Below are 26,303 nucleotides of genomic sequence, written 5' to 3'. Positions count from 1 at the left end.
AGCCTGTCATACGGCGCTCGGAGTTCGCTCCGGGCCTGCCGCAAAGGGGAAACCCCCGGCGGCCATCTCGCCTGCTTCGGTGGTTATGGAGAGCAGCACACTGTTAGTGCGCTCTGGCCTGTACCAGCCGACGACCCGCCCTCGCAGGGCCTGGAGCGTCGCACCAAAGATCACATAGGCACGTAGCGGTTCGTAGATCAGCCGGTAGATCGGGACGATGAGCAGGTGGCTCGGGTCTTCCCGGACCATGATTACAGCCACGGTCGAGATGACCATGTGGGTCCCCGCGACGATGACCGCAAAGATGGCGATAGCTTGCCATTCACCGTGGGCAAGGTTGATGGCTGCGACAACGATCGTCATCGGCATGAACAGCAGAGGAATGACTACTGAGAGAACGGCATATGGCAGGGTGAGGAGTCCCAGCGCCCCGTACCGAGGATTCAATATCATTCCGCGGTGTTTGTAGATTGTCTGGATGTTGCCATATGTCCATCGAAGCCGCTGCTTGGCCAGACCTGTCAGGGTCATCGGGGCTTCCGTCCAGGCGACCGCCTTGTTCTCCTGGACGATCCTGTAGCCGAATTGTTGCAGCGTCAGCGTTAAGTCAGCGTCTTCGGCGAGCGTGTCGGTAGAGTAACCGCCAGCCTGGATGAGCGCTTCCCTTCTCCAGGCAGCACATGCGCCTGGGACGATCGCGATCGCTCCCATGAGCCCTTCTGCCATGCGGGTGACGCAAATGCCAGAAAGGTATTCAAGGCTTTGCCAAGCGGTGAGCAGGCTCCGCCTATTGCCGACCTTCACGTGGCCAGCAACGGCGCCAATCTTTTTACGGCCCCCGTCTGCGCAGAAATGCCGTGCGAACATTTTTATGGTCTGACGTTCGAACAGGGTATCGCCGTCCAAGGTAACTACGACCTCGCCTTTGGAGTGGAAAATGCCGTTATTACTGGCTTCGGACTTGCCCCCGTTGGGTTGGTCCAGCACGCGTAGTTGCGGCCAGGACAGGGCGTATTCCCTGAGAACGGCCAGAGTGTTGTCGGTGGATCCGTCATTAACAGCAACCACCTCAAAGCGCGGGTAGTCGCTGACTTGGAGGGCTGCCAAAGTCTTTTCTACTACGCGCTCCTCGTTATACACGGGCAGGACGACACTGACGAACGGCCAGTCCTCCTCCCGGATAGTGTCCCATTGACGACGTTTTTGACGGCGGTTGTTGATCAGCGCCAACACCACGTAGAGGAACGTCAGGAGGGTCAGGGACCCGATACCGAACCAGAACAACCATGTGATCAATACATTGGGGGCCACGAGGATGCCGGCATAGGTGGTCAGGGTCAAATGATCGCCCACGCCGGGTGTGATCCGCTGCGGCACGTATTCGCTGGGCAGCAGTGGCTGGACGGTGGTAAAGGTGTAGCCCTTTTCCTTCGCTTGATGTATCAGCGTTTTGAGCATGTTGATCGTTGCGCTGCGGTCACCGCCCCCATCGTGCAGGAGGACCACGTGGCCTTTACCATCGAGTTGAGGCACAGGCACCGGTTCGCCCGGCGGGTGGTCCCAGTCCCGCGTGTCCAGGTCCATGTTGATGTGGAGGAAGCCCAGCTGCTGGGCCTGGAGGAGGGCCAGCGTGTTATTTTCGGGGTCCCCTGTGGGGATGCGGAAGAGCCTGGTGGCGTAGTTGTCCGTCGCGCGTAGGACTCGATCGGTTCCTATGATTGCTTCCCGGTTATACGTATCGTCGTGCGCCCAGAAGTCTGAGTGGAACATGGTGTGGTTGCCAACCATGTGCCCCTCGCGGATTATCCGTCTGAGGATGTCCGGATTCTTGACAATGTTGCTGCCGATCGTGAAGAACGTTGCCGGCACGGCCTCCTTCGAAAGCAGGTCGAGGAGCTCCGGCGTGAAGCGGGCGTCGGGTCCGTCGTCAAAGGTCAACATTAGTTGGCGGTCTGCAGGATGGCCGTAGCTGTCGATGACGTACGGGTAATTCCCGATCAGCTCCTTTTCTTCGGCGTTTGCTTCCCGGTACACGGTGTCGCTGAAAGGATCTTTGAGCAGAACCTTGGCGCCGCTGTGCTGAACGAGCGCTATCCGGTCGAAGACGAAATCTGTGTCGTTGCCCAGCGTCGGAATGTTTTTCAGGTCCCCGGTGGCCAGGAGCTTGCGCGGGTAGTCGGGGGACTGGTTCAGTTGCGCCTTCCACAGCGGGGCCGTGGCACCGGGCAGGATCCAGACGACGGAAAAGACGATTAGCATGATCCCTGCCACAACGCTGTGCAGGATTCGTCGCCATCGTTTGCCGCTCGGATCGAAGAAAACGGGCGCGGAGGCATGGAGGGGTTTTGAACTCGGTTGTGACATGCGCGTACTCAACCCAACTAAAGAGTTCCGGTATGAGACTTCCGGTATTTGAGTTTCAGTTGGGCCGTCCCCAGCCTCGGCCTAGGTACCGACTTCTGTCGGCTTCTGCGTAATTCGAGCCTATGAATGCCGGGGCGGGGAGCGCACGAGTGGTGACTACTCGAATCCTGTACCTGCCTACTACTTGCTTACACAGCAACCCACGCTCCTCGCTGCCAAAGAGCGGGCCGTTCGCCGTCGGATCTTAGCCTGCGAATTTCCTGTCAGTTGTGGCGCCTTTCTTTGTGGGGTCCGCGGCGAGGCGTATCTTTCGAAATAGAGGACACCATCCTTGAGCTTGACGCGGCGCGAAGCGGAGGGCCGCAGTAGTCGGAAGAAGCCGAAAATGTCCCATTTGCGTAGTGCGGCAGCGGCGGCGATAGTCGTCCTTCTTGGGGCGTCCGGATGCCAAGCGCCGCCGGTGCAGGGTGGCCGGCAGGACCAGGACGAGGCGACAGTCCTGACCGTGGCGACCGCGGCAGGACCGGGTAGCCGCGCCGCCAGCCAAGTTCAGGAGTTCGCGCGACGCGTCACCACCCTGTCCTCCGCTGCCCTCCGCGTCGAACCCGTGCTGAAAGCCGCTGCTGACGAGGCAGACGCATGGAATCAGGCGGTTGCGCAGTCGACCGAGGGCGGCGACTTCGACATGGGCCTCATTCCCACACGGACTTGGGCGTCCGAAGGCATAACGTCATTCGATGTGCTGTCCGCTCCGTTCCTCATCGCATCAGACGAACTCGTCACCCAGGTGGTCGCACCGGATACCGCCGGTGGTATGTTGGACGACCTCAAGCAAATCGGCGTCACCGGGCTCGCGCTCTTTCCTGATTCGCAGCGGAGGCTGTTTTCCTTCGCCGGACCGGTTTTCACGCCGTCCGACTTGGCAGGGAAGGTGGTGCGGGCGCCGCGGTCCGCGGCCACGTACCTAACGCTGACTTCGTTGGGGGCCGATCCTCGGGCTCTGACAGGAGACCTGTTCGCCGAAGCATTGGCTAGTGGCACGGTGCAGGCGGCGGAATCCTCCTTCCTCCGGGCAGCGTCCTATCCCAAAGGGTCAATAACCACCGGCAACCTGCCGCTGTACCCGAAAATAAATACGCTCGTCATCAACAGCGCAACTTACGGCCGCCTGACCGCAAATGAGCGACGAATTCTGCAGGAAGCAGCCTCGCAGACGCGTGAGACCGCCAAAGGAGCCATGCACACCGCGGACGAAGCCTCGGCCTACTGCCAGAACGGCGGCACGATCGTAAACGCCACAGAACAGCAGGTGGCGGCCTTCATGGCCGCTGTGGGCCCCGTATACGCCCAACTTGCAAAGGACGGCCAAGCGAGGGCCTTCATAGAAAAAGTCCGCACATTCACCGGAGCCGCCGAACCGGACCGCATCCCCGAATGCGGCCCCGAAACAGTGCCAAGCCACTAAGATAGGCCCTACGTCTGTGGACGGAGGCACCTTGCGTCTAGCGAGCGGATTAAAACTTCTTGCCGTGGGGGCAACCGCGGCTACGTTGATTATCCTTGCGCTGATACTTTCTGGCATCAGGGGTGGGGAACAGGATGTGAGCCAGCCGAGTCCCAGCACTGAAGCGTCCCCCGTAGAGAGCGCCGATCCGCCGTGGTTCGGAGCCTATTTCGATCTCACCCTCGATCCCGCCAAGCGGCTCGCTAATTGGCCCCAGCACGGCCAGGTCACCACGCTGCTTTCCTTTATCGTCGCCAATCCCGCCCACCCCTGCGAAGCCTCCTGGGGCGGCCTCTACAGCCTCGAGCAAGCGAGCGACAAGCTGGACCTGGACGGCCAGGTAGAACGTCACCGTCTGGACGGCAATGACGTTGCCGTTTCCTTCGGGGGGCAGTTAGGGAAGGAACTGTCCAATGCCTGCACCGACACCCAGGCCCTGCGTAAGGCCTACGCCGCCGTCATCAGCCGCTACGGGCTGGACGTCGTTGACCTGGACGTCGAAGGCGGGGCGCTGCAGGACTCTAAGGCCGCAAAAAGGCGCGCCGCGGCCGTTGCCGGGCTGCAGGCGGGCCGGCAGCCCGGCAACCCCCTGAACGTCTGGCTCACCCTCCCGGTTGACGCCAACGGACTGACCCCCGAGGGAGAATCAACGGTTGCCACCATGCTTGGCGCCGGCGTGGAGCTTGCCGGGGTCAACATCATGACGATGAACTTCGAGCCGCTCCGATCCGGGCAAACCATGCTGGACGTCTCCATCAGCGCTGCCGAGGCAACGCACCGCCAAATGGCCGCCCTCTACGGGCGGGCAGGCCGGCAACTCGACCCGGCCTTGCTGTGGAAAAAGATCGGGCTCACCCCGATGTTGGGCCAAAATGATGTCAGCGGACAGGTACTGAGTCTGCAGGATGCCGAAGGACTGAACAGCTTTGCCTTGGATCACGGTCTGGGGCGGATGTCCATGTGGTCCCTCAACCGCGACAGGGCCTGCACACCGTCTGACCACAACGAAGCGCCCTCTGCCGCCTCAGCAACGTGCAGCGGAGTCCAGCAGAAGAACGGGATGTTCGGACAACTTTTGGGACACGGATATGCTACGTAGCTGTGCCGACAAATGTGCGCAGGAGTCAATCGAGAGGCAACTGGACAGTGACGCACGTACCGGTTTCCTCACTAGACCGCACGTCCAGGTAGCCGCCTGCCCGGCCGACGGCGCGGTGCAACTTGCGAAGGCCGCCTTCCGCGGCTTCTGTGGAGAGCAGTCGATTCCCATGAAAGCCTGTACCGTCGTCCTGGACGCTGAGCTCAATGGCGCCGGGCGCAACCTGCAAGAGGATCTTCACCTCTTGCGCGAGGGCATGAGCCACAATGTTGCGGAACAATTCATCTGTGACACGGTAAAGCAGGATGGCAATTCGCCTATCAATCTCGGCCTCGGCATGCCCCACCTCGAGCGCAACCTTGAGTCCAACCGACCGCATTCTGGCGGCGAGTCGATCGATAACTCCTGCGAGGCCGAGGGCATGGAAGTCGAATGGATGTACGTCCACCACCACGTCGGAGGTCACGGCCACTTTCACCGGATGGGAATCAATCAAGGGGCCAAGCGGTGAGTCGGGATGTTCAGAACTCACTGATCCACCGTGGCCGGTTTTCCTTGGAGTTTCCTTGGGATGAGCGGTGCAATTCCCCCCATCTTGGGGGGATGGCACCTCCGGCGGCTACTTCCTAACGAGTGAGTTTCCGTATCCGGCGTCGCACTTGCCGTCGTGGATTACGCCGGCACCGGGCGCCACCACATAGTTGCTCGCCGGGTTGAAGACCGCCGTGTGGACGTCAGTCACGCGGCCGGCGCAATTGTCTGCACCCGCGGCATCCACGCTCTGGCCACCGATCCACATGTCAATCCAGAGAGTGGAGTTCGTACCCTGAGCGTTCGTCCCCTGATGGCAGGGGCCATTCTCGGGATCGTTACCGTCACCGCATGTGTCCTCGACGATGAAATATCGGCGAACATCCGGCAGGTAGATCCGCGTTCCGGCGGGGAAGTCGAGAACGTCCTTGCCGGTTGCCAAGGAGTGTCCTACCGCGATGGTGATCGGGTCAGCATATGTGCCTGTTCCACCGGCGGTCCGGTGCAGCACCGGATGACTGATTGACGCCGACCCTACCGGGGTGTTGTCGTGCCACGTGTAGGCCGTGGTGTACGCAGTGTTGACAATCTTTTCGGAAGACGCCGGCTGAACAGGCGCAGGCGCCGGTTTGGGGACGGCAGGGACCGGCGTGACACGCTTCGCTGCGGCGGCCGCTGAAGACGACTTTGCCGCGGACTGCTCCGCTGTCTTCTTGATTGCGGCGCCCCTGGCTACGGCCACCTTCTCGGCGGCGGCAACCTTGCTTGCCGCTGCCTTCGCTGCTGCGTCGGCCTTGGCTTTGGCTCCGGCCACCACTTTGGCCTTGGCTGATGCCACCGCTTTAGCCTTGGCTGCCGCACCCGCCTTAGCCTTGGCGGCCTTGGCATCCGCAGCCGCTGCCCTCTGCGACGTGCCGATTTCGGGTGCGCTGGTGGAGCTGGCCTCAACGCCGGCGTTGGCCAGGCGGGCAGGCTGCGGGGATGAGCTTGGAGCAACGGTTGCTGCTCCACACGCCGAGGTGGCAAACAGAACCGAGAACATGGCCGCGGACAGCAGATATTTCCTGCGCATGGGAATTAAATCCTCTTCGGGGGTGCGAAACGGGCAGTCCGAAGGGAAACAAGTACTGCCCGAAGTGGGTCACGGTCTGAAGCAAAGCAAGGCAATGCGACCTCGGGACTTACCACATGCAACTCGATTCAGAAGGTTCTGACGGGCGCGTGAGCCAACCGGTGACCCAAACGTTACATTGTCCGGAAAAGAGAGGCCAATTAGGCGGCGTGTCGCGCGAGGCTCGGCCCAGTGCGGCGAGCTTTGGTGACCGTCCCCACAAAGAGTGGGCCTGGTCTATTTGGTGATCGGTTCATCTCCATAGCCTGTGTCACATTTTCCATCGTGGATCACGCCCTCTCCGGGGGCCACGACGTAGTCGGCACGCGGATTAAACACCGCAGTCCTCACACCTGTTACTTTCCGGGCACAGCTCCGGGCAGCCGACCTACTTCCGCCCTCCCCACTGATCCATAAGTCGATCCAGACAGACGCCCCACCGTACTTCTCCGCCCCCGAGTGACAGGGGCCGTCCTCCGGAGTAGGTCCGTCACCGCACGTGTCTTCCACGATGAAATATCGCCGTAAATGCGGGACATAGATCCGCGTACCCGCGGGAATGTCCAGGACATCCTTTCCCGTCTCCAAAGAGTGCCCGACGGCGACCGTCACCGGATCCTCGTAGGTCCCGGTTCCGCCAGCTTCGCGATGCAATACAGGGTGGCTGATGTCGGGGGAACCTGCGGGCGTGTTGTCGAACCAGGTGTAGGCCGTCATATACACATCGGCCACAACCTTCTCCCCGGAAGGTGGCGTGGGCGGCGTACCCTCGCATGCGGAGACCATCAGGATCAGGGAAATAAACCCCGTGGGTACGACTATTTTCCGCATTCGGCATCTGCCTCTTCACCGGCTCTGTGGACCCAAGGTGAACGTTACAGTCGGCCGTCCCGCTGCGCTACATGCGGACGGAGTCTACGAGAGATGGCTCGGGGGAACCGATCGGAAGTATTTTCAGCTGGACCCCGAGGAATTCGATTCTGCCCACCGCTTGTACGCGCCCTGGCGGCTGAAGCCGGCCGCTTCGCCCACCTTGGCCCAGGACGCACCTGCTGTCCTGGCGTCCGCCACCGTTGCATCCAATCGTTCGATTGCCTGCTCGTATTCTCGCGCGGCCGCCTGCACAGCGGCGAGTGCAGCAGCTGCGGTAGGATCCTGCGGTGGCAGGTGGGCGCGCCACTCATCGTGGATCGCGTCCTCAATCTTTGGAGACGCATTCGCGACACCGTCAAGACAAATCCCGTCCCGCTTACCCTGGGAATTTACGTCGACCGGGTTAGCGTCTCGATCCCACAGACTGCCCACCCACCCACACGTACATGCTCCCCGCCAGCCTATGATCTCTTTGTCGGGTTCTAGGTTCTGATTGGATGGGTATGCATCCCGGGGGCGACCGGCGGATGCCCCATCGGATAAAATCCGTACGTCACCGGAAGCGGAAGATGACCGCTCATCCGCAGCCACGCGCGCGGCCCAACCTTCGTGCTGGCGGTCCTCAGAGAACCATCCCATGCCCTGCGACCCTTCCTGAGGTGATCCGAACGTCGGAAGCGGTCCCTGCAGGCGCGCAAGGGACCGCTCCTTTATTGATCCCGGAAGACGGTGGTGAGAACGCCTTCGGAACCAATGGCTCCCGCGCCCGCTAGTTCGATCGCAAGACCTGTCGTGCGGGTAGACGGGATTAGCTTGTTTGTTTCACGACCCGCTGTAGTGGGCAGCGACTACGAACGGACGCACTCGTGTGCCCGGCCAAGAATCCGGTGAAGAGCACTGGAGTGCTCAATAGTGGCTCAAATTGATGAGGTTAAACACTCCGCTCCCACGCCTTCCGTTTTCGTTCGGTAAAAGCGGTATAACAACAACATTATCAAACTACATCAATGCTGAAAAGAAGAAATTTCCATTAAGGCAATGCTCGCTATTTATGAGGGATTTCTCATCAACTAGAAATTCATGAGAATGTGCTCAGGAATCCCAGACACAGACAGGGATGGCCCGTGCCGAGCGCCTCGTGCCTGGTCGGCCGAGGGGATGCATCTGTATAAAGCCAAACCAGGCGGCCGGCTGGGCCAACCAGGCAACGCTTAGCTGATAATGATGCTGACTGCGAACGTCCGTTCTCGTCCGGAGCTGCTCTTAAACAACCGGCCACTAAAAAGACATACCCTGGCGGAACATAATTAACCGGTCGACACAGGGTATTTCAATGGAGCGAAGTCTGAAAAGCCTATTCGCCGCCTGTTTATTCCTGATTCTAGACGCGGAGAAATTCATTCGCACTTTCCGCGTAGCCCAAGCAGGGCAGAGAGAGAAGGTCCCAGCTGTCCTAAGTTAGGATTTCAGCTGTTTTTGCTTTGATTGTGACTGCGGTTCGGTGCGCATGCGACCGCCAAAGAGAGAGGCGCGAATGTCCTAACGGGGGTGGGCGTGCAGAGGACCCAGCCAATCTGCCGCGATTGTGCCCCTGTGGCTAGAGGACTTTTTGGGAATACCAACCCTAGGGGATGTGCAACGTGAGCGCACCCTTTGGGAGTACTCGAATTTCGGCCGCGCGCGCTACTTGGCTACCCGTGTGCCCCGTCACCAGCGGGTTTACTGCTTCCACCCACCGCAACATCGCAAATCGTCTAATTCAGGAAGACGTGCACGGCTGGGGCCACAACTGTTCGTTCGCGCTGGACCTGATAGAGCGTTCGTCAAAAATCGGTAGAACCCGATAGAGCGTCGGTCTAACAGCCGCAGGTAGTGATAGAGCGTCCGGGTGGAAGCGGCAGGTAGTGATAGAGCGTCCGGGTGGAAGCGGCAGGTAGTGATAGAGCGTCCGGGTGGAAGCGGCAGGTAGTGATAGAGGGTCCGGGGGGTGGAGGGTTAGTTCCAGCCGGAGCCGGCGGCGGTGCGGCCGGAGAAGCCGCCGATGCCGTTGCCCCAGTACATCCAGAGCGCGCCATTACCGTCCACGGACAGGACGTCCGTCTTGGCGTCGCCGGTGTAGTCGCCGCGGCCCGTGATGGTGGACATGGAATTCCAGCCGGAGCCCACCGGGACCTTCGCGCCGAAGCCGCCGCGGCCGTTGCCAGGGTAGCGGTACAGGACGCCGGCGGCGTCGCGGGCCAGCAGGTCGGCCTTGCGGTCGCCCGTGATGTCGCCGGGGCCGACGACGGCGGTCATCGGGTTCCAGCCCGAGCCCACCTTGGTCCGGGCGAGCCAGCCCCCGCGGCCGTTGCCGGGGTACAGCCAGAGGGTGCCGGTGGTGTCGCGGGCCAGGACGTCAGCCTTGCCGTCGCCGTTGATGTCGCCCGCTCCGGTGATGGCGTTGAAGCCGTTCCAGCCCGAGCCCACCTTGACGCGGGTCAGCCAACCGCCGGCGCCGTTGCCCGGGTAGAGCCAGAGCGCGCCGGTGGTGTCGCGGGCCAGGACGTCCGCGCGCCGGTCGCCGTTGAAGTCGCCGGGGGTGATCAGGGAGGTGAAGCCGTTCCAGCCGGAGCCCACCTGCCTGCGGGCAAGCCAGCCGCCCTTGCCGTTGCCCGGGTACAGCCAGAGGAAGCCGGAGTTCTCCCGGGCCAGGACGTCGGCCTTGCCGTCGCCGTTGAAGTCGCCGGCGGCGAGGACCGCGTTGAAGTGCAGAACGGCGCCGGCCGCGTCCAGCCGGCCGGCGCCGCAGCCCTGCGGGCAGCCGCCGGTCATGGGACGTGCGGTGCGCTTAAGGCGGGCTTCGACGGCGGCGGGTGTCGCCGTCGGGCCCATCTGGGCCATGAGCAGCGCAGCTGCGCCGGACACGTGGGGTGCCGCGGCGGACGTGCCTTCGGCGAAGAAGTAGGCTTCCGTGCCGAAGGTCTGGGGGCCGTCGTTCAGGGTGGAGAGGATGCCGTTTTGGACGCCGCTGTCCGGTTCTGCTGCGCTGGTGGGCGTCATGTCGCCGCCGGGGGCGGTGATGTCGACGGCGGGTCCGAAGTTGGAGTACGGCGCCAGGGCGCCGGTGCGGCCGCTGGCCGCGACGGCGATGACGTTCCGGCAGTTGGCGGGGCTGGAGGTGGAGGCCTGCGTCATCTCGTTGCCGGCGGCCGCCACCACGACCGAGCCGCGGGCGACTGCCGTGTCGATGGCGGTCTGGAACGTTTGCGGGCACGTGGGGTTCTCGGGGTCCGTGCCGCCAAGGCTCAGGTTGATTACCCGGGCGGGGTTCGGGTTGAGCGGCAGTCCCTCCACGGGAGCCCCGGAGGCCCAGACGATGGCGTCGGCGACGTCGGAGAGCTGGCCGCCGCAGGGGCCCAGCACGCGGACGGGCAGAATCTTGGCCTTCGGGGCGATGCCGGCGACGCCTTCGCTGCCGTTGTTGGCGACGGCGGCGACGATGCCGGCCACGTACGTGCCGTGCCAGGAGGACGACATTTCCGCCGAGCCGTCCACGCACTGGCCCGCGGCGGACCAGTCGCCCTCGTCCGTGGCGTCGGAGTCGCGGCCGTCCCCGTCCCGGGCGTCGTCGGCGTTGGTGATCATGTCGTACCCGGGGAGCATGTTGGCGTTGAGGTCGACGTGGTTGGTCTTGCCGGTGTCGATGACAGCCACCACCTGGCCGGCGCCCTGGGTGACGTCCCAGGCGCGGGTGGCCCGGATGCCGCCGGTTTCGGCGGACAGGTTCCACTGCCAGGGGAAGAACTGGTCACTCGGGTCGGCGGACTTGGCCTGCAGCTTCAGGTCTGGCTCGGCGTAGGCGACGGCGGGATCGGCGCGCAGCGAGGCGAGCATCTTGGCCGTGTCGCCATCGCCCAGTTCCTTGCTGGTGCGGATCACGCGGGCGCCGCTGGTGGTGGCGCGCAGGTCCTTCGCGGTGGCGCCGAGCTTGGCGGCGGCCCGGGTGAAGGACTGGGCGCGGAGTGCCGAACCGGAGCGGGCCGGATCCTTGAACTTGACGATGAACTGGTCAGTGGCGGGACTGGCCACGGACGGACGGCGCGGGATGGACGGCAGGTGGGGGTCGCCGTCGGCCGCCGACGCGGAAGGCACTACGAGGGCCGATGCCACCAGGCCGGCGATGCCGGCGGACATGATGGCAGCAGAGAAACGAGTTCGGCGCGTAAGAGACATCGAGACCATCCTGTGCGGCGCCGCTCAGCCGCTGGTGCCGGGACGCAGTTGTGGGGCGCGGCCCCCGCCGCGTTCAGGACGAGTCTAGCGGCAGTGGCCTCGGGCACGGTATCAGGGGACCGGCCTTCCCGAAATAGTTATGCAGGCGCGACGTGGCAGCCGGGGTCTCCCCGGGCAAGGAATTCGGCCGGTTAGGGCGGAGACGCCGGCGAATATGGGTCTTCCATGCATACACGCTAGCGGCGAGACCTTGGGGACATCTTGGCTGCCTATCCCCCATGTAGGCGGTCGGGTTTTCATGGCTCGGGCAAAGGGCTCCCGTTTGTCTACCGGGCGTTGAAGACGTCGGGTCCGAAGCTGTTCACTCCGGCGGCGCGGGCAACACCGAGGCGGGGCACCCGGAAGATGTCCTCGATGCTGGCCAGCAGGCTGTAGTGGTTGTAGAAGCGGTTGGAGGTTGTGCCGCCCCGGACGAACGGCGAGAGCACCAGCGCACCCACCCGTCCGCCGGCGGTCCCGCCGGGTCTGCCGGGAGGGCCGGCCGTTCGCCCTTCGGCTTCGTCGAAGGTGATGACCAGGACCCCGTCGCGCTGGAACGCCGGGGAACGCAGAATGGCCGGCACCTGTTGCCGGAGCCAGGCGTCCGCGGTGGCCAGGCCGCCGCGCCGCCCGTCGACGCAGGGGCTGTCGTGGCCGTCGTGGCACAGGTTGGGCGTGATGTAGGAGAGGTTGGGCGTCGTCGCGGCTGACCTGAGATCGGTGTCGAGCGCCCTGAAATCAACCACCCGCCGCGGGCAGTCCGGCGAGGCAGTGATCGCTTCGAAATACACGAAGGGGTTGTGACGCGTCGCGTACTGGTCACCGCGCCTGGCCCCTCGGCTCCCGTCTTTGGCGCCGGGCCGCGGATGCCGGCACGGGATACGCATGTCCTCCATGTAGGCCCTCCAGCTCTTCCTGGCCGCAGTCAGCTGCCCGGCAACCGTGGGAACGGACCGTGGGTAAAGGCAGCCGGTGCCCCTGAAGACGCCGCGGTACGGAGGACCGGCGGGCCTGAACCGCGCATAGGTCCCGCAGTCGGCACGGGTCTTCGCGTTCGATGGCTGCCCGGAAATCTGCGCCAGATAGTTCGGCAGCGAATGGTGGGCGATCGCGTAGTACTGGGACAGCAGGACACCCCGGGCGCGCAGAAACTTGGACAGATAAGGGGCTTTCGACGCCGGACCCCAGACCGTGCCATAGCCCTTGTTCTCGAGGTTGATCACAAAGACGTGGCCGGGCCTCGCTGCCCGGGTCACCGCAGTTGCATCCGGCACCGCCGCCGCGACGGCCGGCGCGGCCGTGGTGACGGGAGGTGGTGCGTTCTGCGGCGGCGACGGCGGCTGGCTGGTCCCGCTTGACACTGCTACGGCGACGGCAAGTGCGAGCCACTGGGCGCCGCGGCGGGTCCCTTCGCGCGGCCTCCGCCTGACCTTCCAGCCCATCGTGTCCTTCTCTCACGGACCTGTCCGGCAGTCGTCGGCAAACACCGCATCGGGAAACTTCGGAGTTTAGAGGCCCCGACGGCTGGCACCAGCATAGGCCTTCCTGAACAGTGATTCCCAGCATCCTTTTCAATATCCGGTGAGAAACTGCTGGCTCGAGCCGTGCCGATCCGTTGACGCTGATCTCCTGGGACACGCGTTTCGCCACGTTGATCGGGATGGAGAATCCAACTCCCATGTTGCAGCCGACCGCGGGCAGCCCAGCGGCTTTCCATGAGCGGCCCTGCCGGCTGCCCGCGTGCGGCGTTTAGTGTCTGGACCTGGACCGGATAATCACGGCTGAAAGACCACTTGCCGCGGCCAGATATCCAAGCATTAGTGCTAGTGCTGATGCGTATTCAAAGATAGTCATCGGACACACCTTCCAGTTGTGTTGCGGCGACACTACCCGCGCGAACCGGGCACCTCGCAGAAGGAATCCAGCGTGTTGGATCAAGATTTGGACACGAGGTCTGCACCCGGCACAGCATCGCAACAGCTTTTGACATCATTTTCCGTGGTCCGGACTCTGGACGTCCCGTCGGGGCCGTCGCAGATGTTCCCGTCGGATTCATGGGAAGCCCCATCGCTTTCTAACCTTCCTGACAGAGGGCGTACATTCCCAGCGGGGCAATAGAGGGAAAATGGTCACCCTCGTGCAGATGCCCCGGCGGTAGCCGGCTCTGCCTGCGGCTCGGCGAAGGTGCCAATCTCCTCTGCGGGTCGCGTGTCCGCCACGGGGCCTCCGCGCGAGCCCCGGTTCCGCAGCCGCGCCTCAACGGGACGCTCGAAGAAGGTGTAGGCGGCGCCGGCGAGCGGTATGGCTATGGCAATTCCGACGGCGGCAAACACGGCGCGCTGCGCAAGGCTCTCCGGGCCGAGTTCCAGGGCTGTCCGCAGCACGAGCTCGTGGACCAGGTAGAGGGCGAAGGACCATTCGCCCAGTTTCACCATTGCAGGGGCGCTGGCGAAGGTGGGTCGGCCTCCGCAGCGGTCACGGACCGCATACGCCGCAATCAGAAGGGCGTAGCCGGGAATGCAGAGCGCGCCGGCCAGCGGCCCTGCGGTGCGCCAGGGCGCGATGGCATCGACAACCTCGAGAATGACGAAGGAGCCGATGGCCGCAGCCGCGCCGGTGCCCACACCGAACCTGGGCTTCCAGCCTTTCTTCATGGCGATGGCCAGGCAGACACCCACAATGAACTCGGCGAGCCGGAACGCGGGGAACGTGTAGAACAGGGCGCCCCAGTCGAACCCGCGGAGGAATGCAAGCAGGACGGAAATGAGGGTGACAGCGGCAACGAAGACCGCGGCGCCGACGCGGAACAGCTTGCCCGGTTCAATTCGTGACAGCCGTACCGCCAGGAATGGGAACACCGCGTAGAAGAACGCTTCGCAGGAGAGCGACCAGGACACCCCGTTGTAGGCGTAGACCCAGTGCTGGTCGCCGAGCCAGGCCTGCGCAAGGAACAGGGAGGCCAGGAACCGTGGCAGGGACTGATCGCCCTGCGTGATGAGGGCAAGAACGACGGCGGCAATCGCCGTGAGCGCGTGCAGCGGCCAGATCCGGGCGAACCGGCGCCAGTAGAATTGGCGTTTGGTCGTGTCGGGGTTCATGGACCAGGCGAGCACGAACCCGGACAGCATGAAGAAGAACGTCACGCCGGTCTGTCCCATGGACACGAGCGGGTACATCTCGGGCACCAGCGTCACGGACGCGTGGTACAGGACCACGAGCATGGCGGCGATGAACCGAAGTCCTGTCAGTGAATCGAGCCGGGCGCGTGAAATGGTTTTTCCTCCTTGGGTGACGGCAATGAACCGTCTACTCTACCCACGAAAAATGTAATTATCACAAAAAGGTAACGGCGCGCTCTGCCCCTTTGGGGCCTCGAGTGGGCCAGTTTTTGGTAGCGCCCACCTTGGTGCCGGCATATGCAGAAACTGCTGCTGCAGGGACGCGAGTGCCTTCAGCAGCAGTTCATGACCACAGGATCCTGCAGTTGCAGGCGTCAATTCCAGCCGAATCCCACACGCAGCTAGGAGCAATTGATCCTGTCTGCGGGATCGACGTTATTTTCAAGCCAGTCTCCGTACGTCCCAGCGCCCTTGATCGCCGCACAGACATCGCTTTGATCACGACCGACAACGCGGTAGACGGCGTAGATGTAGCTCCCACCACTATTCTCCACAGAAGGACCCCTGAAGTTGTCACACCAGGACAGATCGGTGCGGAGATACTCGGAACCGGGTTGGCGGCCAAGAGCGCCCCAACATCCCTGGCATAGTTCTTTGGCTCACAGGCCGTTCCAAGAATGACCACCCCGGCCCCATCGCACGCTGGGTAAGAGATGCTGCGACTGATTCCCAAGTCCCCCGGATGTTCCAATTCTGCATCGCCAGGACTTAGCCAGTAGGTCATTGGTTCGCTGTCGTGGTTCCCGGCGTCGTCAGTGATTACGAATACTGTCTTTCCGAGCCGGTAGGTTGTCCCGTTGTTCGCGGCCACGAATTCATCTGCGTCTTGAACGGCGCTGAGCTTGATCGTGCCCCCTGTCTTCTTGCTCAGCCCGTAGTAGACCATCTGGCTACCCTCCAAACAAATGGCCGCCCTAAAGGAACCAGACGCCGCCACTTTCACGACCTTCCCGCTCGTCTTGCAGTAGGCAAGGTCCGCGGAAGAGTAGCTACCGCCGGCTGGATTCCCGTTGCTCTGGGCCGCCGCTTGGGTTGGCACTGGCGAGTCCGACTGAATTGCCGGAAGAGGTTGGGGAATGGCAGGCTCCGCGGTGGCGGGAGGACGTGCTGTGACGCTCCCCATTCTGGGCGCTGTGGCTGCGGAGATGATCGGGGAAAGTACAACAATACCCACGGCGGACCACAAGACGATCCAGAAAATCTTCTTATACCGGCGCCTTTCCTCCGGGTTTGCGCCTGTCGGGCCGTTGTTTCCTAGTTGCCGATAGCGTTGAGTTCGAGATTCTGGCACTTCATTTTCCAATGTTCAAGGTAGGCGCAGCGAAGCCAATGCGCGATGGACTTGCTCTGCAATGGTGTTCATTGTGTTGACGGTATTTTCGCTAGTTCGAATGTGGGTTCCATAAATTCGACTTCAGTCTGTCGACGGCGGCTGTCTTGCCAATGCTGTTCCGTGCCATCCCAGGTGCGGCGCAGCTGGGCGGTCGCTTGTTCGAGCTCTGTAATGACTGCATCTAACCCGCTCATGCCGCATCCCGCTCGCTCACTAGGGCTGGGAGATGCGTGATTCCCAGATTCCGGGCGATCTGCAGGCGATGCCGCCCGTTAATCACCTCATAGCTGCCGTCGGCTTTGGCATCCAGCCGGATCGCCTCCGAGCCAAGAAAAATGTCCCAAACGTCGGCAAGGTTACGCATCGAGTCAGGGGTCGCACCGCTTGAGTTGTCACGCTGAACTAGGTCGTCCCTGCCCTGTCCCTGGGATATCGCTTTCGACACCACCCGGTCCCATTTCTCGCACGCCCATGCATAGTCAGCAGGTGACGCCCGCCAGGAAAGGATGGGATTATCGGCGAATGTCGCGGCTTCTATCTGGACCTTGCGCATACCCTTCTGGGCCAGAAAGGAGTCGAGTTCTGAGGTGCCCGAATCTCGAATGCCCGGAACCGCCGATTCCACAGCGCTTCCCCCGCTGGCGACCATTCCATATGCTGCGATGGCCTCATCCAAGAACGTCAATCTTTGGTTCGCGCGGACCCCGAAGCTGGGCGTTTGTCTCGTTGAAGCGTGATGAAACCATTGAGAATCTGGAAATGGCATCCTGTATGTCCGTCACTGCTTGGCGGGAAGACTGAAGTCTTCGGGAGGCGGCATCGCGCAGAACGCCCCGATGGTGCCTTTCCACATCTGTCGCCTCCCGATAGTCATCACAAGCCCGCTCGAATGCGAAACGGCGCCTCGTGCAGTCTGACTCTGCTGCCGCAAGTTGTGCGGACAAGGTCGATCGGAACTCGGCCATTGCCCTCCCGGCGACTTCCACGTATCTTCTGTGGGCCCGGTTGGCATCGGCGATCGCCGATCTACTGGCGTGGGCTGTCGCCATTACTTACCTAGGAATACACGCAGTTGCTGGGCCTTCTTGTCTATCTCTTTGGCCTGGCCGTCCAGCTGTTTGGAGGACGCCGTGATGCTGGAGAGTATCGACGACAACGATGAGTCGATACGGCGTTTGATCGGATCATCCCAGTCAAGAGACCGCATGGTGCCGTCGATTTTCTTTTTCAGGTCGCCGATCTGCTTCTCGGTCTCCCGGACGAGCTTTGCGAACCTCGCAACAGCCCTTTCACTACAAAAGGGTCGTCAGTAGACCCACCGTCAGATCGGAGCCGGTTCCTACCTGCGAGCGTCCGAGCCAGGCGCCGGCTCCGCTTCCCCGGTACACCCAAGCGTGCCCGTCTTTTCGATGGCAAGGACGTCGTTCCGGCCGCCACGATTGAAGTCCCTGACGCCCACGATGGCGGCGATTACTTAAGCGCCGCCGTCAATTGCTTGTTCAGGTACGGGGCCAGCGACTTCGCATAGGTGGCAGTGATGTGGGCTGCCGAATCACGGTAGACGATGGCGTTGCCGATGACTGCCGGGCATTCGATGTCGGTACAGAATTGCGACGCAAGGTCAACAAGGACCGCGCCTGGCACCAGTTCCACGGCCTGTACCAGCGGATCGGCAGTCTGAGATGCGTCTTCCAGGGTCGTTGAGCAGTCGTTGTTGTCTACGTTGAAGCCGATACGGGTGATACAGGAGAGCGCCTCGGGATCCACAGACGGCACATCGGCAATGGCAATCACCTTAGTGCCCCGGTCAGCCACTGGCCGCCAAGCGTTAGCGAACATGCTGGCCGCATATCCGACGTCAGTGCCCGTCTTGCCGCGGGCCGCAGTGGTGAGCACCGCCATGTAAGGCTTACCGCCTTCCACTTTTCCGCGTATCTCATTCATCACGTCATAGCAGTCATATCCGGGGCGCTGCTCCATCCACTGGCAGCTGTAACCAACGAATACGTCGACTTTCCAGTTGTTAGCCACGGCAAATTCTTGGATCGCTGGAATCAGGGAAGCCGCGTGACTGTCACCGATCAGCGCAATCGGAACTGCGTTGGGCTTGACCGATCCGATACTGCACGCGTTCAGGGGCTTACTCTGTTCACGCCAGCATTTGAAGGAGTCCCCGTTGTCGCGGGCGAATGTGTCTATTGATGGCATGAGGGTGCCACCCAGCACGCCTGGCTTACAGCCGTTTAACGGGTTCAGGAAGCCAGCTCCCAGGCATTTCGGTGCGGCTTTGGCCGTGGGGGTGGTCGTTGCGGTTTCAGCACTCTTGGCATCCGCGGCCGACTTGAGTACAAATGGGACGTCCGCCTGAGGTTCACCAGTCGGCTGGTTCTTGACTAGGGCAGCGCCGGAAACCGCGGCGGCAAGTACGGCTAAAGAAACCATGGCGATGGCGACGGCCTGCCCGTTTGGGTCAAAAGATGTTTGGCGGCGTCCACGCTTCGATTTCGGTGCATTTCTGAACCGGTTTTCGATGAAGTGATACGACGCCACGGAAAGAGCCAGGCTGATGGCTCCCGCTGTCACATAATATGTGAGGTTTCCCGCCGGGATAAACGCGACCAGCAGAACGATTGCGGGCCAGTGCCATAGGTAGAGAGAGTACGAAATGTCCCCGATGTAACCGCTGATGGGGTTCGTGAGGGGCCAAAGGAACCTAGTTGGCCCGCCAGTGCCGGCGATGATTACAGTCACCGTCGATAGCACCGGAAGCGCCGCGAAGGGGGCAGGGAATCCCGGAGTTGCGGTGACTATGAAGACGGAAGCCACCATCCCGGCAAAGCCAGTCCACGCGATGATTGGACGGAGTGCCGTAGGAATGCGAGTTAGGACTGGCGAGACAACAGCTACGAAAGCTCCGGCTCCAAGCTCCCAAGCGCGGGAGGTCGTAGAGAAGTACGCCCACGCCGGATTGGTCGCCGTTTCATAAACGGCCCATGCGAACGAGCCGATTATGATCGCGACCATGACCCAACCAACCAAAACGCGCCCGTTAGCAGCGTTGCCACGTTTGGACACTACCCAGAAGATCAGCAACATCAACCACGGCCACACGAAGTAGAACTGCTCCTCAACACCTAGGGACCAGAAGTGCTGGATAGGCGAAGGCGGCTGGCCCTCTTGGAAGTAGTCTGTGCCCGCCACAGCGAACCGCCAGTTCCCAGAGAACAGGAGCGCCCAGACGCTGTCTGTCAGCGTCTCGGCCGCCCGCCCCCTAGGGAGGAAAGCGAAGGCAGCAGCAACGGTGACCACCAGAACAGTCAGCGAGGCGGGGAGAATGCGCCGCACGCGGCGCTGGTAAAAGTCTGCAAACGAGATGCTTCCGGTCTTCTCCTTCTCACGCAGGAGCTGGGAAGTGATGATGAAGCCGGAAATCACGAAGAAGACATCCACGCCCACAAAGCCGCCAGTTGGCCATCCCACCAGATGGCTGGCAATGACTGCGAGGACAGCGAAGGCCCGAAGGCCTTGGATATCGGCGCGTAGGTTTTTCTTCGACGGCGCTACCACTGAGGCCCGGCTTTTGAGCATGGACACGGCCATATTTCCCCCATTTTGAGACCCGAGACAAGGCATATTCTATCCGGACCGGCTACGACACCTATTGAGAGCCTGTATCCGGCCTACGTCATCAAACGGGTGATCATGTCCACGTGACGCGTGAAAGCAGCTGGGGATAACCGCCCGGCATAGAGTTCACGGGGAACGACCGGGAGTTCCTCCGGGCGGCTATCCAAGAGCATGCTGATGTCCAGAATGTACGGCGAGAATTCAGGTGCGAAACCGTTGCGGACGTGATGGGTACCGAGAACTGGGACCCCGAAGGACAGCGCCTCTACGGCCTTGGCCTTGATCCCGCTTCCGCTGGAGACTGGCACAATGGCCGCGTCGACCTTTTCGTAGAATGAAGCGGTATCCGCCACCGGCCCGACGACCTCAATGGGGAAACCCCATCTGGAAACCTTTTCGGAACCGAATCCGGCCACCACGATCTCGTATCCTGCAGCCGTGAGCCTTGCGGCATTCTCTGCAAGGAAAGCGCGGAGGTCCAGTTCGTTCGGGGCGTAGTTCATGTTGCCTATGAATCCAAGCCTCCTGGGACGCCCGTGCACATCACGTGGGGTCCTGAGGGGCTGGGGTGTCGGCAGCCAAGACGACGCTGCCTGAGAACGCCCTGACTGCATGAGGTAATCATGATGACCGGCATACGTGTTGTATGTGGCGGACCCGGGGATTAGCCGCTCGCGCTTTCGCCACACGCCTGACTGATAGTAGCCGCCCGCCTTTGCTAGGAGCCCGTCGCCTGATGATGCGGCGAAGTCGCTCCAAAGGTCCATCCAGTCAAGGATCACGGGCCTCCCTCTCAGCTGGCGGGCTCCCGAACGGAACACGCCGGGGACGGTGAGAACGGTTAAGTTTGCCCGTTCAAACGCGGGAAGCTTCCGCTCGAAGGGGAGCGGCATGATTGACCGTTTTATCGACGACAATCTTCCCTTTGCGGAGTCTCCTTCGGCCGGCGCGGGCAGGATACCGACGAAGTTGACGTCGAATCCGAGGGAGTGGAGAGCGTCGCGCCAGGCAAAGGCGCGTATCCCTCCGCCATCCCGGATGGTCCCGGCCTCATCGAACCAATAAACAACGGCCGCGGTCCTGCCCACGCATCCCCCTAAAATCGATCATTTCCCCTGAGAATCATAGTGCAAGGTTATGCTCGTGCAGGGGTCCACAAGGATCGTTGAGTTCCCCCGGCAATGAGCCCTGGAACGCGGCCCTCCGTGCTAGACGCAATGCAGTGGACAGTTCGCGAACCTCGCGCCTACCGGTACCCATCCACGATCGCAGCCGCTATCTCCTTGTACGCTCGCCGGGTCTCCGGCTTCAGGTGGTCCAAGGTCACCAGGTCGCCGTCCGCCACTCCCCTGTCGTGCGGCACGGCGATGAGCTCCCGGCACATCCCGGCCAGGTGCTCCTCAATGGCGTCCTTGTCCACACGGTTGGATACCTCGTCCTTGTCCGTGATCACCACAATCGCGTTGCGCGCCAGCTCCTCGTAGCCGTGGCCTGCCAGCCATTGCAGGGTGCTGCGGGCGCGCTTGGCGCCGCTAACCGCGTAGCCGGCCGCGATGATCAGGTTGTCGGCGGACTGCAGGATCCCACTCATCGCGTTGTGCGTCACACCGGTGCCGCAGTCGGTCAGAGCCACAGAGTAGTAGCTGGAGATGAGCTTGCGGATCCGCAGGTACTCCTCGGCCGTCAGCGAGTCGGACACCTCGGGGTCCTGCTCGCCGGCGATGAGGTGCAGCCGGCCCGAGTGGTGCATGTAGCGGGACAGCTCAGTTAGCGAGTCGACGGAGTCGATGTTTCTCAGCAGGTCCGTGATGGTCCGCGGCGTGGCCTTCTGGTAGATACCCTCGCCGAGGGCGCGCTCCACGAGGTCACCGGAGTCCGGGTTCGCATCGATGGCACAGGGCGGGTCACCACGGAACTCAGCCAGCGTAAGGCCGACGCCCACGGTGGTGGAGGTCTTGCCGATGCCGCCCTTGAGGCTGAGTACGGCGGTGTTGAAGCTGCCTTGCAGCTGGCACGAGATCCGGCGGGCCAGCTCGTCCTCCTCACGTTCCAGCGCGCTCAGTCCGAGATTCCAGGCCCCGCCAGTGGCCCGGTACAGGAAGCCACGGAAGCCCTTCTTGGGTCGCGGCTTCTGCTCGCGGACGAACGAGGTCGGCATGGCGGTGGCGGGCGCCGCCGGCACCTCCCGTTCCAGGAGGCTTTCCGGAACGCGCGACGGTGGTGCTCCCGCTGGTTGGCGTTCCGGCGTCGGCGGAGCAGCTGCGGCGGGCGGCGAGTCGGATAGAGCGTCGGCGGCCGCGGCTGCTTCCGCCCAAGAGGAGCTGCGGATGGGACGGGGCGGTGCGGTGGGCTCAGGTGTCACGGCGGGAAAAGTTCCTGTCCAAGCGTCGGAGCCGTCGGCATTGCGACGACGGAAGCGGCGGCGCAGCTCGGGCTGCGCCTCGTCGATATCGGCCTCGGCTAATCGGTTATCCGCTGGTTCAGGCATGATTCGGTCCCCCGGGACTCACAGCGGCGTCCCGCTGCGGTGGTCGATTGGCTTGGTTCAAGCATCTATTCTAGATGCTGGCAACTGCCCGAACGGTCAACACCCTTGCGACACCCCTCGTAGTGCCCGGAGCGGCATCCGTCAACTGTGCGTCAGTGCTGCTGACACGACGGCGATGGTGGCCACCAGGAGGACGGCCAGCACCACGTATCCCCACCATTTGGGCCTGCTGCGGTGCGGGTTGATGTCGATGTATGGCACGCTAATTCACACGCCCCTGGGCAACCTCAGGAACGTAAACTGCGGCAGGCGCGGCGGCCCGGCGCTTGCGCCGCAGCATCCAGTAGAGCCCGGCGAACGGAACCAGCAGGCTCCCCATCAGGGCGGATAGCGCGAGTACAAAATCGGTGACAGCCACGGTTGAGACCTCCGTAAGCGGCAGCTCCTTCGACGCCATCAGTGCGACCATGCTCCGGGTGCGGCAAAGGGGCTGGAAATGGACCCCCAGTTTTGGATCGATCGCCAGCCTACTTAGCAGTCTAGGGCGCTGTCCAACTGGACACGCCCTTTAACAACTTCAGCGACATATTCACTTGTACGCTTTGTTACTACCCCCTATACCCGTAGGGCCAGCATCACCACCACAGCAGTCGTCACTGCCAGGACTGTGAGCCCTGCATAAGACAGCAGGCGAATCTGAGTGCGGCGGGCCTCCCGCCGCGAGTCCCTGTGGTACCGGACTCCCCCACGACATCCCATGCGGGAGATGCTATGTACGGCAGATCAAGAAAAGCTCAGCGTTTCCTCAAGAAATGCGCAAGACAACACCCACAATCCGCTTACGCGAGCTCTAGCTTCCGTCGCCGCGGTGGGTGCCAGCACTATGACCACGGAGCCGGCGGCGAAGTCGCTGCGGATGCCTGCCGCGGCCGGGGTGTGGGCCACTAAGCGGCGGCAGCGGTTCCACGGGCAGGCCCGCCACAGCTGACCTCAAATGGTCCTGCACGCGCGGCATGTCCTGCACGTCCAGCCAGGACCGCTCGGGCATCGGGTCATCGGCAACGATGTGTTGCTCGATGAAGCGGCGGATGGCGGCGCTGATTCCTGTCTTCATGACCCAAAACTAGGGACGTCTGGGGGCAGCCAATAGCGTAGTCACTACCTGTCTTTTCGGGTGCCAGGTACTCAGAGCACAAGGGCTACTCGGTTTAATGCTGCGGACGGGTTTCCTGCAGCCGCTTGATGAACCAGCGCGACTGCTCAGGCCCGTAGGGCAGCACGGGAATGGCCTTGGTGGCGTCTGCCGGGGTATCGCGGATGGACTGCCGCGCCTGCCGGACGGCCGTGGTCATGGTGTCGGCCATGGTTTTGACGAACCGGTCGCTGCAAGGCTCCCCATGTCCAGGGACCAGGAATTCGTAGCGGTGCCGGAGGGCGGAGAGGTGGCGCAGCACGTCAGCCCACTCTTCGGGGTAGGAGTCCTCGAATGAGGGGTGCGATCCCTGCTCCACGAGGTCGCCGGCGAACAGGGTCGTGGTGGTTCCCACCAGGAGGTCACCATCGGTGTGCCCGCGGCCCAGATAGAAGAGGGTGACGGCCTGACCGCCGAGGTCAACAAGCACGGGTTGATCGCGGACAATGGCGTTGGGGACCACGAGCTCCACGTTCTCCCCCTCACCGGCGGCCATTTCGGGCTCGATGTCCGTGACCTCGCTGCGCTGGGCGTCGCCGTCTTCGCCGATCTCCTCGGCGCAATTTTCGTGCGCCCAGAACTCCTCGACACCGGCGTCAGCGAAGACGGCGTTGCCGAAGAAGTGGTCGTAGTGGGAGTGGGTGTTGACCACGACGAGGGGAAGCGGCGTCTTCTCGCGGACGGCGTCCAGGACTTCTTGGCCCTGCCGCGGCCCGCAGCCGGTATCGATGACCATGGCCCGTTCGGTCCCCACGATGAGGCCTGTATTGAGGTTGGAACCTTCAGTTACCAGCACATAGTTGTCCGTGCCGACGTCGAGCCATCGTGACATTCGTTCTCCGTACGTCTGGGGAGCATCTGCGGTCTTCAGGCCTCGATTCTACCCATCTGGCAGATGAATATCAGGGAACTGGTTTGCCGCTCTACCCGGCGCCCCCGGCCCCAAGTCGGAATTTACTCATTGGAAATGCCCTACTTGGTATGGTCTGCACATGGGGACAAAACAACACAGGCACTACTGTGACATCTGCAACGCGATGACCAACCATGTCACGTCGTATAGCGACGACGGCGGCCGACTGATGGCCTCTGTCCACTGCAGTGATCATTCGGATACAAAGCCATAGGATGCCTCGACCTTCGCCGCCGGAATCAATATGCGACGGCGAAGGTCCGAGAAGGAATATCGCTGCTTTCGTCTACAAGTCGGCCAGTAAGGAAGTAGGTGCCTCGATTGCGCCGGCCACGAAGCGAAGGAACCCGGCAGCTGTTCCGCCATCACATACACGATGATCAAACGTCAGCGTCAGTTCCGTTACCTTGCGGACGGCGAGTTCACCGTCGGCCACCCACGGCTTGTCTATGATCCGCCCGATGCCCAGAATCGCCACCTCGGGGTAATTGATAATCGCCGCGGAACCGTCGACCCCGAACACTCCGTAGTTGTTCAACGTGAAGGTGCCGCTGCCCAGTTCAGTCGGTGTTGCCTTACCGTCGCGAGCGCGGGCGGTCAGCCGCTTGATTTCTGTGTCCAGCTGCTTAGCACTGAGCTTGCCTGCGTTACGGATCGACGGCACCACCAATCCTCGATCCGTTTGCGCTGCGAATCCGAGGTTAACCCCGTCGAACTCCACGATCTCCTGAGACTCCCCGCCTGAGGCGTCATCGCCGCTGACGAACCGCGTGTTCAGCGCCGGATACTTGTTCAAGCCTGCGGTGACAAAACGGGCGATGAAAGCCAGCAGTCCGGGTGTGTTGTGAGGGTCGGATTTCTTGAGGCTTGCGCGCAGCTCAACGAGGGCAGTGGCGTCGACGTCCACCCAGACGGTGGCTTCGGGAATCTCGGTGCGACTACGGGACATGTTGGCGGCGACAGCCCTACGGACGCCTCGGACAGGGGTGCGGCTGGTGATTCCCAGGCCAGTGCGGGCGTCGAGCCCGCGGCTTGTCGAGCTTGTCGAGACATGGCTGTCGGCAGGCTCGGTTTCGACGGGTTCAGCCAGTGGCGGTGGCTCTGTTTGGGCAGGCTCAACCTCGGCTGGCTTCGTGATCGCCGCTTCAACGTCGCGGCGCATGATCAATCCGCTCTCCCCAGAGCCGTGCAAATGGCCGAGGTCCACGCCGTGTTCCTTAGCCATGCGGCGGACGAGAGGTGAGATAACGGCGCCTAGTTTTCCGGGGACCCGGGTGCTCTGGAGAAGGAGGTCGTCTGGTGAGGTGGTCAGCTTGGCGCTCTGGTCCTTCATTTCGCTTCGCGGGGTCTCGACAGGGTCGCCCGTAGGCGCGCCGCTGATTGAGCCTATCGAGACCGCGGAGGCACGTCGGGGACGGGTTCGGCGGACCGTTGCAGTCCCTCCCGGCGTTCCATAGCCGATGAGGACGTTGCCGGAGCCTGCTTTTTCTTCTGCGCGGTAGGCTTCTGCTGCTGCAGTTTCTGCGGCTTTAGTTTCGACGGGGGTTTCGACAAGCTCAACCACCGGGACATTAGGTTCGCTAAGCTCAACCAGCAGGGTCACCGAGATGAGCGGCTTGCCTACGTCCAGGGTCTGGCCAGGCTCGCCGTGCAACTCGGCTACAGTGCCGGCATATGGTGATGGAACCTCGACGACTGACTTGGCTGTCTCCACTTCGGCGATGGGCTGGTCCACGCGGATCTCGTCGCCGACGGCTACGAGCCAGTTGACGAGTTCAGCTTCGGTCAGTCCTTCGCCAAGGTCGGGTAGGCGGAATACCTTGGTTTCGGTCATCTGA

General features: G+C 62.4%; 17 protein-coding genes. 2 read left to right on the top strand and 15 right to left on the bottom strand.

Translation table 11 applies throughout. From position 1 onward, the window contains the following. Positions 1 to 6 precede the first annotated feature (6 nt). Complete coding sequence (locus ACFTSA_RS01460) at positions 7 to 2,364, bottom strand: bifunctional polysaccharide deacetylase/glycosyltransferase family 2 protein (RefSeq protein ID WP_377948946.1); 2,358 nt, start codon at positions 2,362 to 2,364, stop codon at positions 7 to 9. A gap of 385 nt (positions 2,365 to 2,749) precedes the next feature. Here ACFTSA_RS01460 and ACFTSA_RS01455 point away from each other — a divergent pair, with 385 nt between their 5' ends. Together ACFTSA_RS01455 and ACFTSA_RS01450 are read left to right on the top strand one after the other, a co-directional pair. Continuing rightward, on the top strand, positions 2,750 to 3,829 hold the full coding sequence (locus tag ACFTSA_RS01455) for a TRAP transporter substrate-binding protein (RefSeq protein ID WP_377948945.1): 1,080 nt from the start codon (positions 2,750 to 2,752) through the stop codon (positions 3,827 to 3,829). Positions 3,830 to 3,965: 136 nt separating this feature from the next. Further along, the gene (locus tag ACFTSA_RS01450; protein ID WP_377948943.1) at positions 3,966 to 4,967 is read left to right on the top strand and encodes a chitinase; all 1,002 of its coding nucleotides are present in this window, start codon (positions 3,966 to 3,968) and stop codon (positions 4,965 to 4,967) included. Positions 4,968 to 4,992: 25 nt separating this feature from the next. On the opposite strand, the gene ACFTSA_RS01445 is transcribed toward ACFTSA_RS01450, so the two are convergent. The 14 genes from ACFTSA_RS01445 to ACFTSA_RS01380 form a co-directional block, all read right to left on the bottom strand. Further along, entirely contained in the window at positions 4,993 to 5,499 is a 507-nt protein-coding gene (locus ACFTSA_RS01445; RefSeq protein WP_377948941.1) for a sensor histidine kinase, read from the bottom strand. 87 nt (positions 5,500 to 5,586) lie between these two features. After that, entirely contained in the window at positions 5,587 to 6,570 is a 984-nt protein-coding gene (locus ACFTSA_RS01440; RefSeq protein WP_377948939.1) for a hypothetical protein, read from the bottom strand. A gap of 993 nt (positions 6,571 to 7,563) precedes the next feature. Beyond that, positions 7,564 to 7,734: a hypothetical protein gene (locus ACFTSA_RS01435; protein WP_377948938.1), complete on the bottom strand. Its 171-nt coding sequence runs from the start codon at positions 7,732 to 7,734 to the stop codon at positions 7,564 to 7,566. A 1,743-nt stretch (positions 7,735 to 9,477) separates the two neighbouring features. Next, positions 9,478 to 11,694, bottom strand: a complete 2,217-nt coding sequence (locus tag ACFTSA_RS01430; protein ID WP_377948936.1) for a S8 family serine peptidase — start codon at positions 11,692 to 11,694, stop codon at positions 9,478 to 9,480. Positions 11,695 to 12,020: 326 nt separating this feature from the next. Next, positions 12,021 to 13,175: an alkaline phosphatase family protein gene (locus tag ACFTSA_RS01425; protein WP_377948935.1), complete on the bottom strand. Its 1,155-nt coding sequence runs from the start codon at positions 13,173 to 13,175 to the stop codon at positions 12,021 to 12,023. Between the two features lie 687 nt (positions 13,176 to 13,862). Beyond that, positions 13,863 to 14,981, bottom strand: coding sequence for an acyltransferase family protein (locus tag ACFTSA_RS01420; protein WP_377949806.1), 1,119 nt, complete (start codon positions 14,979 to 14,981; stop codon positions 13,863 to 13,865). A 1,454-nt stretch (positions 14,982 to 16,435) separates the two neighbouring features. Further along, complete coding sequence (locus tag ACFTSA_RS01415) at positions 16,436 to 16,921, bottom strand: ParB N-terminal domain-containing protein (protein ID WP_377948933.1); 486 nt, start codon at positions 16,919 to 16,921, stop codon at positions 16,436 to 16,438. Between the two features lie 794 nt (positions 16,922 to 17,715). Further along, positions 17,716 to 19,845 (bottom strand): acyltransferase family protein, encoded by a 2,130-nt coding sequence (locus ACFTSA_RS01410; RefSeq protein WP_377948932.1) that lies wholly within the window; start codon positions 19,843 to 19,845, stop codon positions 17,716 to 17,718. 80 nt (positions 19,846 to 19,925) lie between these two features. Next, complete coding sequence (locus ACFTSA_RS01405; protein WP_377948931.1) at positions 19,926 to 20,960, bottom strand: glycosyltransferase family 4 protein; 1,035 nt, start codon at positions 20,958 to 20,960, stop codon at positions 19,926 to 19,928. A gap of 158 nt (positions 20,961 to 21,118) precedes the next feature. Beyond that, positions 21,119 to 22,360, bottom strand: a complete 1,242-nt coding sequence (locus ACFTSA_RS01400) for a MinD/ParA family protein (protein ID WP_377948930.1) — start codon at positions 22,358 to 22,360, stop codon at positions 21,119 to 21,121. A gap of 262 nt (positions 22,361 to 22,622) precedes the next feature. Next, the gene (locus tag ACFTSA_RS01395; protein ID WP_377948928.1) at positions 22,623 to 22,817 is read right to left on the bottom strand and encodes a hypothetical protein; all 195 of its coding nucleotides are present in this window, start codon (positions 22,815 to 22,817) and stop codon (positions 22,623 to 22,625) included. Positions 22,818 to 23,210: 393 nt separating this feature from the next. After that, on the bottom strand, positions 23,211 to 23,474 hold the full coding sequence (locus tag ACFTSA_RS01390; RefSeq protein ID WP_377948926.1) for a hypothetical protein: 264 nt from the start codon (positions 23,472 to 23,474) through the stop codon (positions 23,211 to 23,213). A 94-nt stretch (positions 23,475 to 23,568) separates the two neighbouring features. Continuing rightward, positions 23,569 to 24,384 (bottom strand): MBL fold metallo-hydrolase, encoded by an 816-nt coding sequence (locus ACFTSA_RS01385; protein ID WP_377948924.1) that lies wholly within the window; start codon positions 24,382 to 24,384, stop codon positions 23,569 to 23,571. Positions 24,385 to 24,751: 367 nt separating this feature from the next. Beyond that, positions 24,752 to 26,299 (bottom strand): dihydrolipoamide acetyltransferase family protein, encoded by a 1,548-nt coding sequence (locus tag ACFTSA_RS01380; RefSeq protein WP_377948922.1) that lies wholly within the window; start codon positions 26,297 to 26,299, stop codon positions 24,752 to 24,754. Positions 26,300 to 26,303 lie beyond the last annotated feature (4 nt).

The sequence above is a fragment of the Arthrobacter sp. NPDC057013 genome, assembly GCF_042674585.1.
GTDB lineage: Bacteria > Actinomycetota > Actinomycetes > Actinomycetales > Micrococcaceae > Arthrobacter.
This window is presented reverse-complemented; position numbering and strand designations above follow the sequence as displayed.

Coding starts and splice junctions, on each gene's coding strand:
- ACFTSA_RS01460 (WP_377948946.1), bottom strand. CDS start 2,364: ATGTCACAACCGAGTTCAAAACCCCTCCATGCCTCCGCGCCCGTTTTC.
- ACFTSA_RS01455 (WP_377948945.1), top strand. CDS start 2,750: ATGTCCCATTTGCGTAGTGCGGCAGCGGCGGCGATAGTCGTCCTTCTT.
- ACFTSA_RS01440 (WP_377948939.1), bottom strand. CDS start 6,570: ATGCGCAGGAAATATCTGCTGTCCGCGGCCATGTTCTCGGTTCTGTTT.
- ACFTSA_RS01430 (WP_377948936.1), bottom strand. CDS start 11,694: ATGTCTCTTACGCGCCGAACTCGTTTCTCTGCTGCCATCATGTCCGCC.
- ACFTSA_RS01425 (WP_377948935.1), bottom strand. CDS start 13,175: ATGGGCTGGAAGGTCAGGCGGAGGCCGCGCGAAGGGACCCGCCGCGGC.
- ACFTSA_RS01410 (WP_377948932.1), bottom strand. CDS start 19,845: ATGGCCGTGTCCATGCTCAAAAGCCGGGCCTCAGTGGTAGCGCCGTCG.
- ACFTSA_RS01400 (WP_377948930.1), bottom strand. CDS start 22,360: ATGCCTGAACCAGCGGATAACCGATTAGCCGAGGCCGATATCGACGAG.
- ACFTSA_RS01395 (WP_377948928.1), bottom strand. CDS start 22,817: ATGGCGTCGAAGGAGCTGCCGCTTACGGAGGTCTCAACCGTGGCTGTC.
- ACFTSA_RS01390 (WP_377948926.1), bottom strand. CDS start 23,474: ATGAAGACAGGAATCAGCGCCGCCATCCGCCGCTTCATCGAGCAACAC.
- ACFTSA_RS01385 (WP_377948924.1), bottom strand. CDS start 24,384: ATGTCACGATGGCTCGACGTCGGCACGGACAACTATGTGCTGGTAACT.
- ACFTSA_RS01380 (WP_377948922.1), bottom strand. CDS start 26,299: ATGACCGAAACCAAGGTATTCCGCCTACCCGACCTTGGCGAAGGACTG.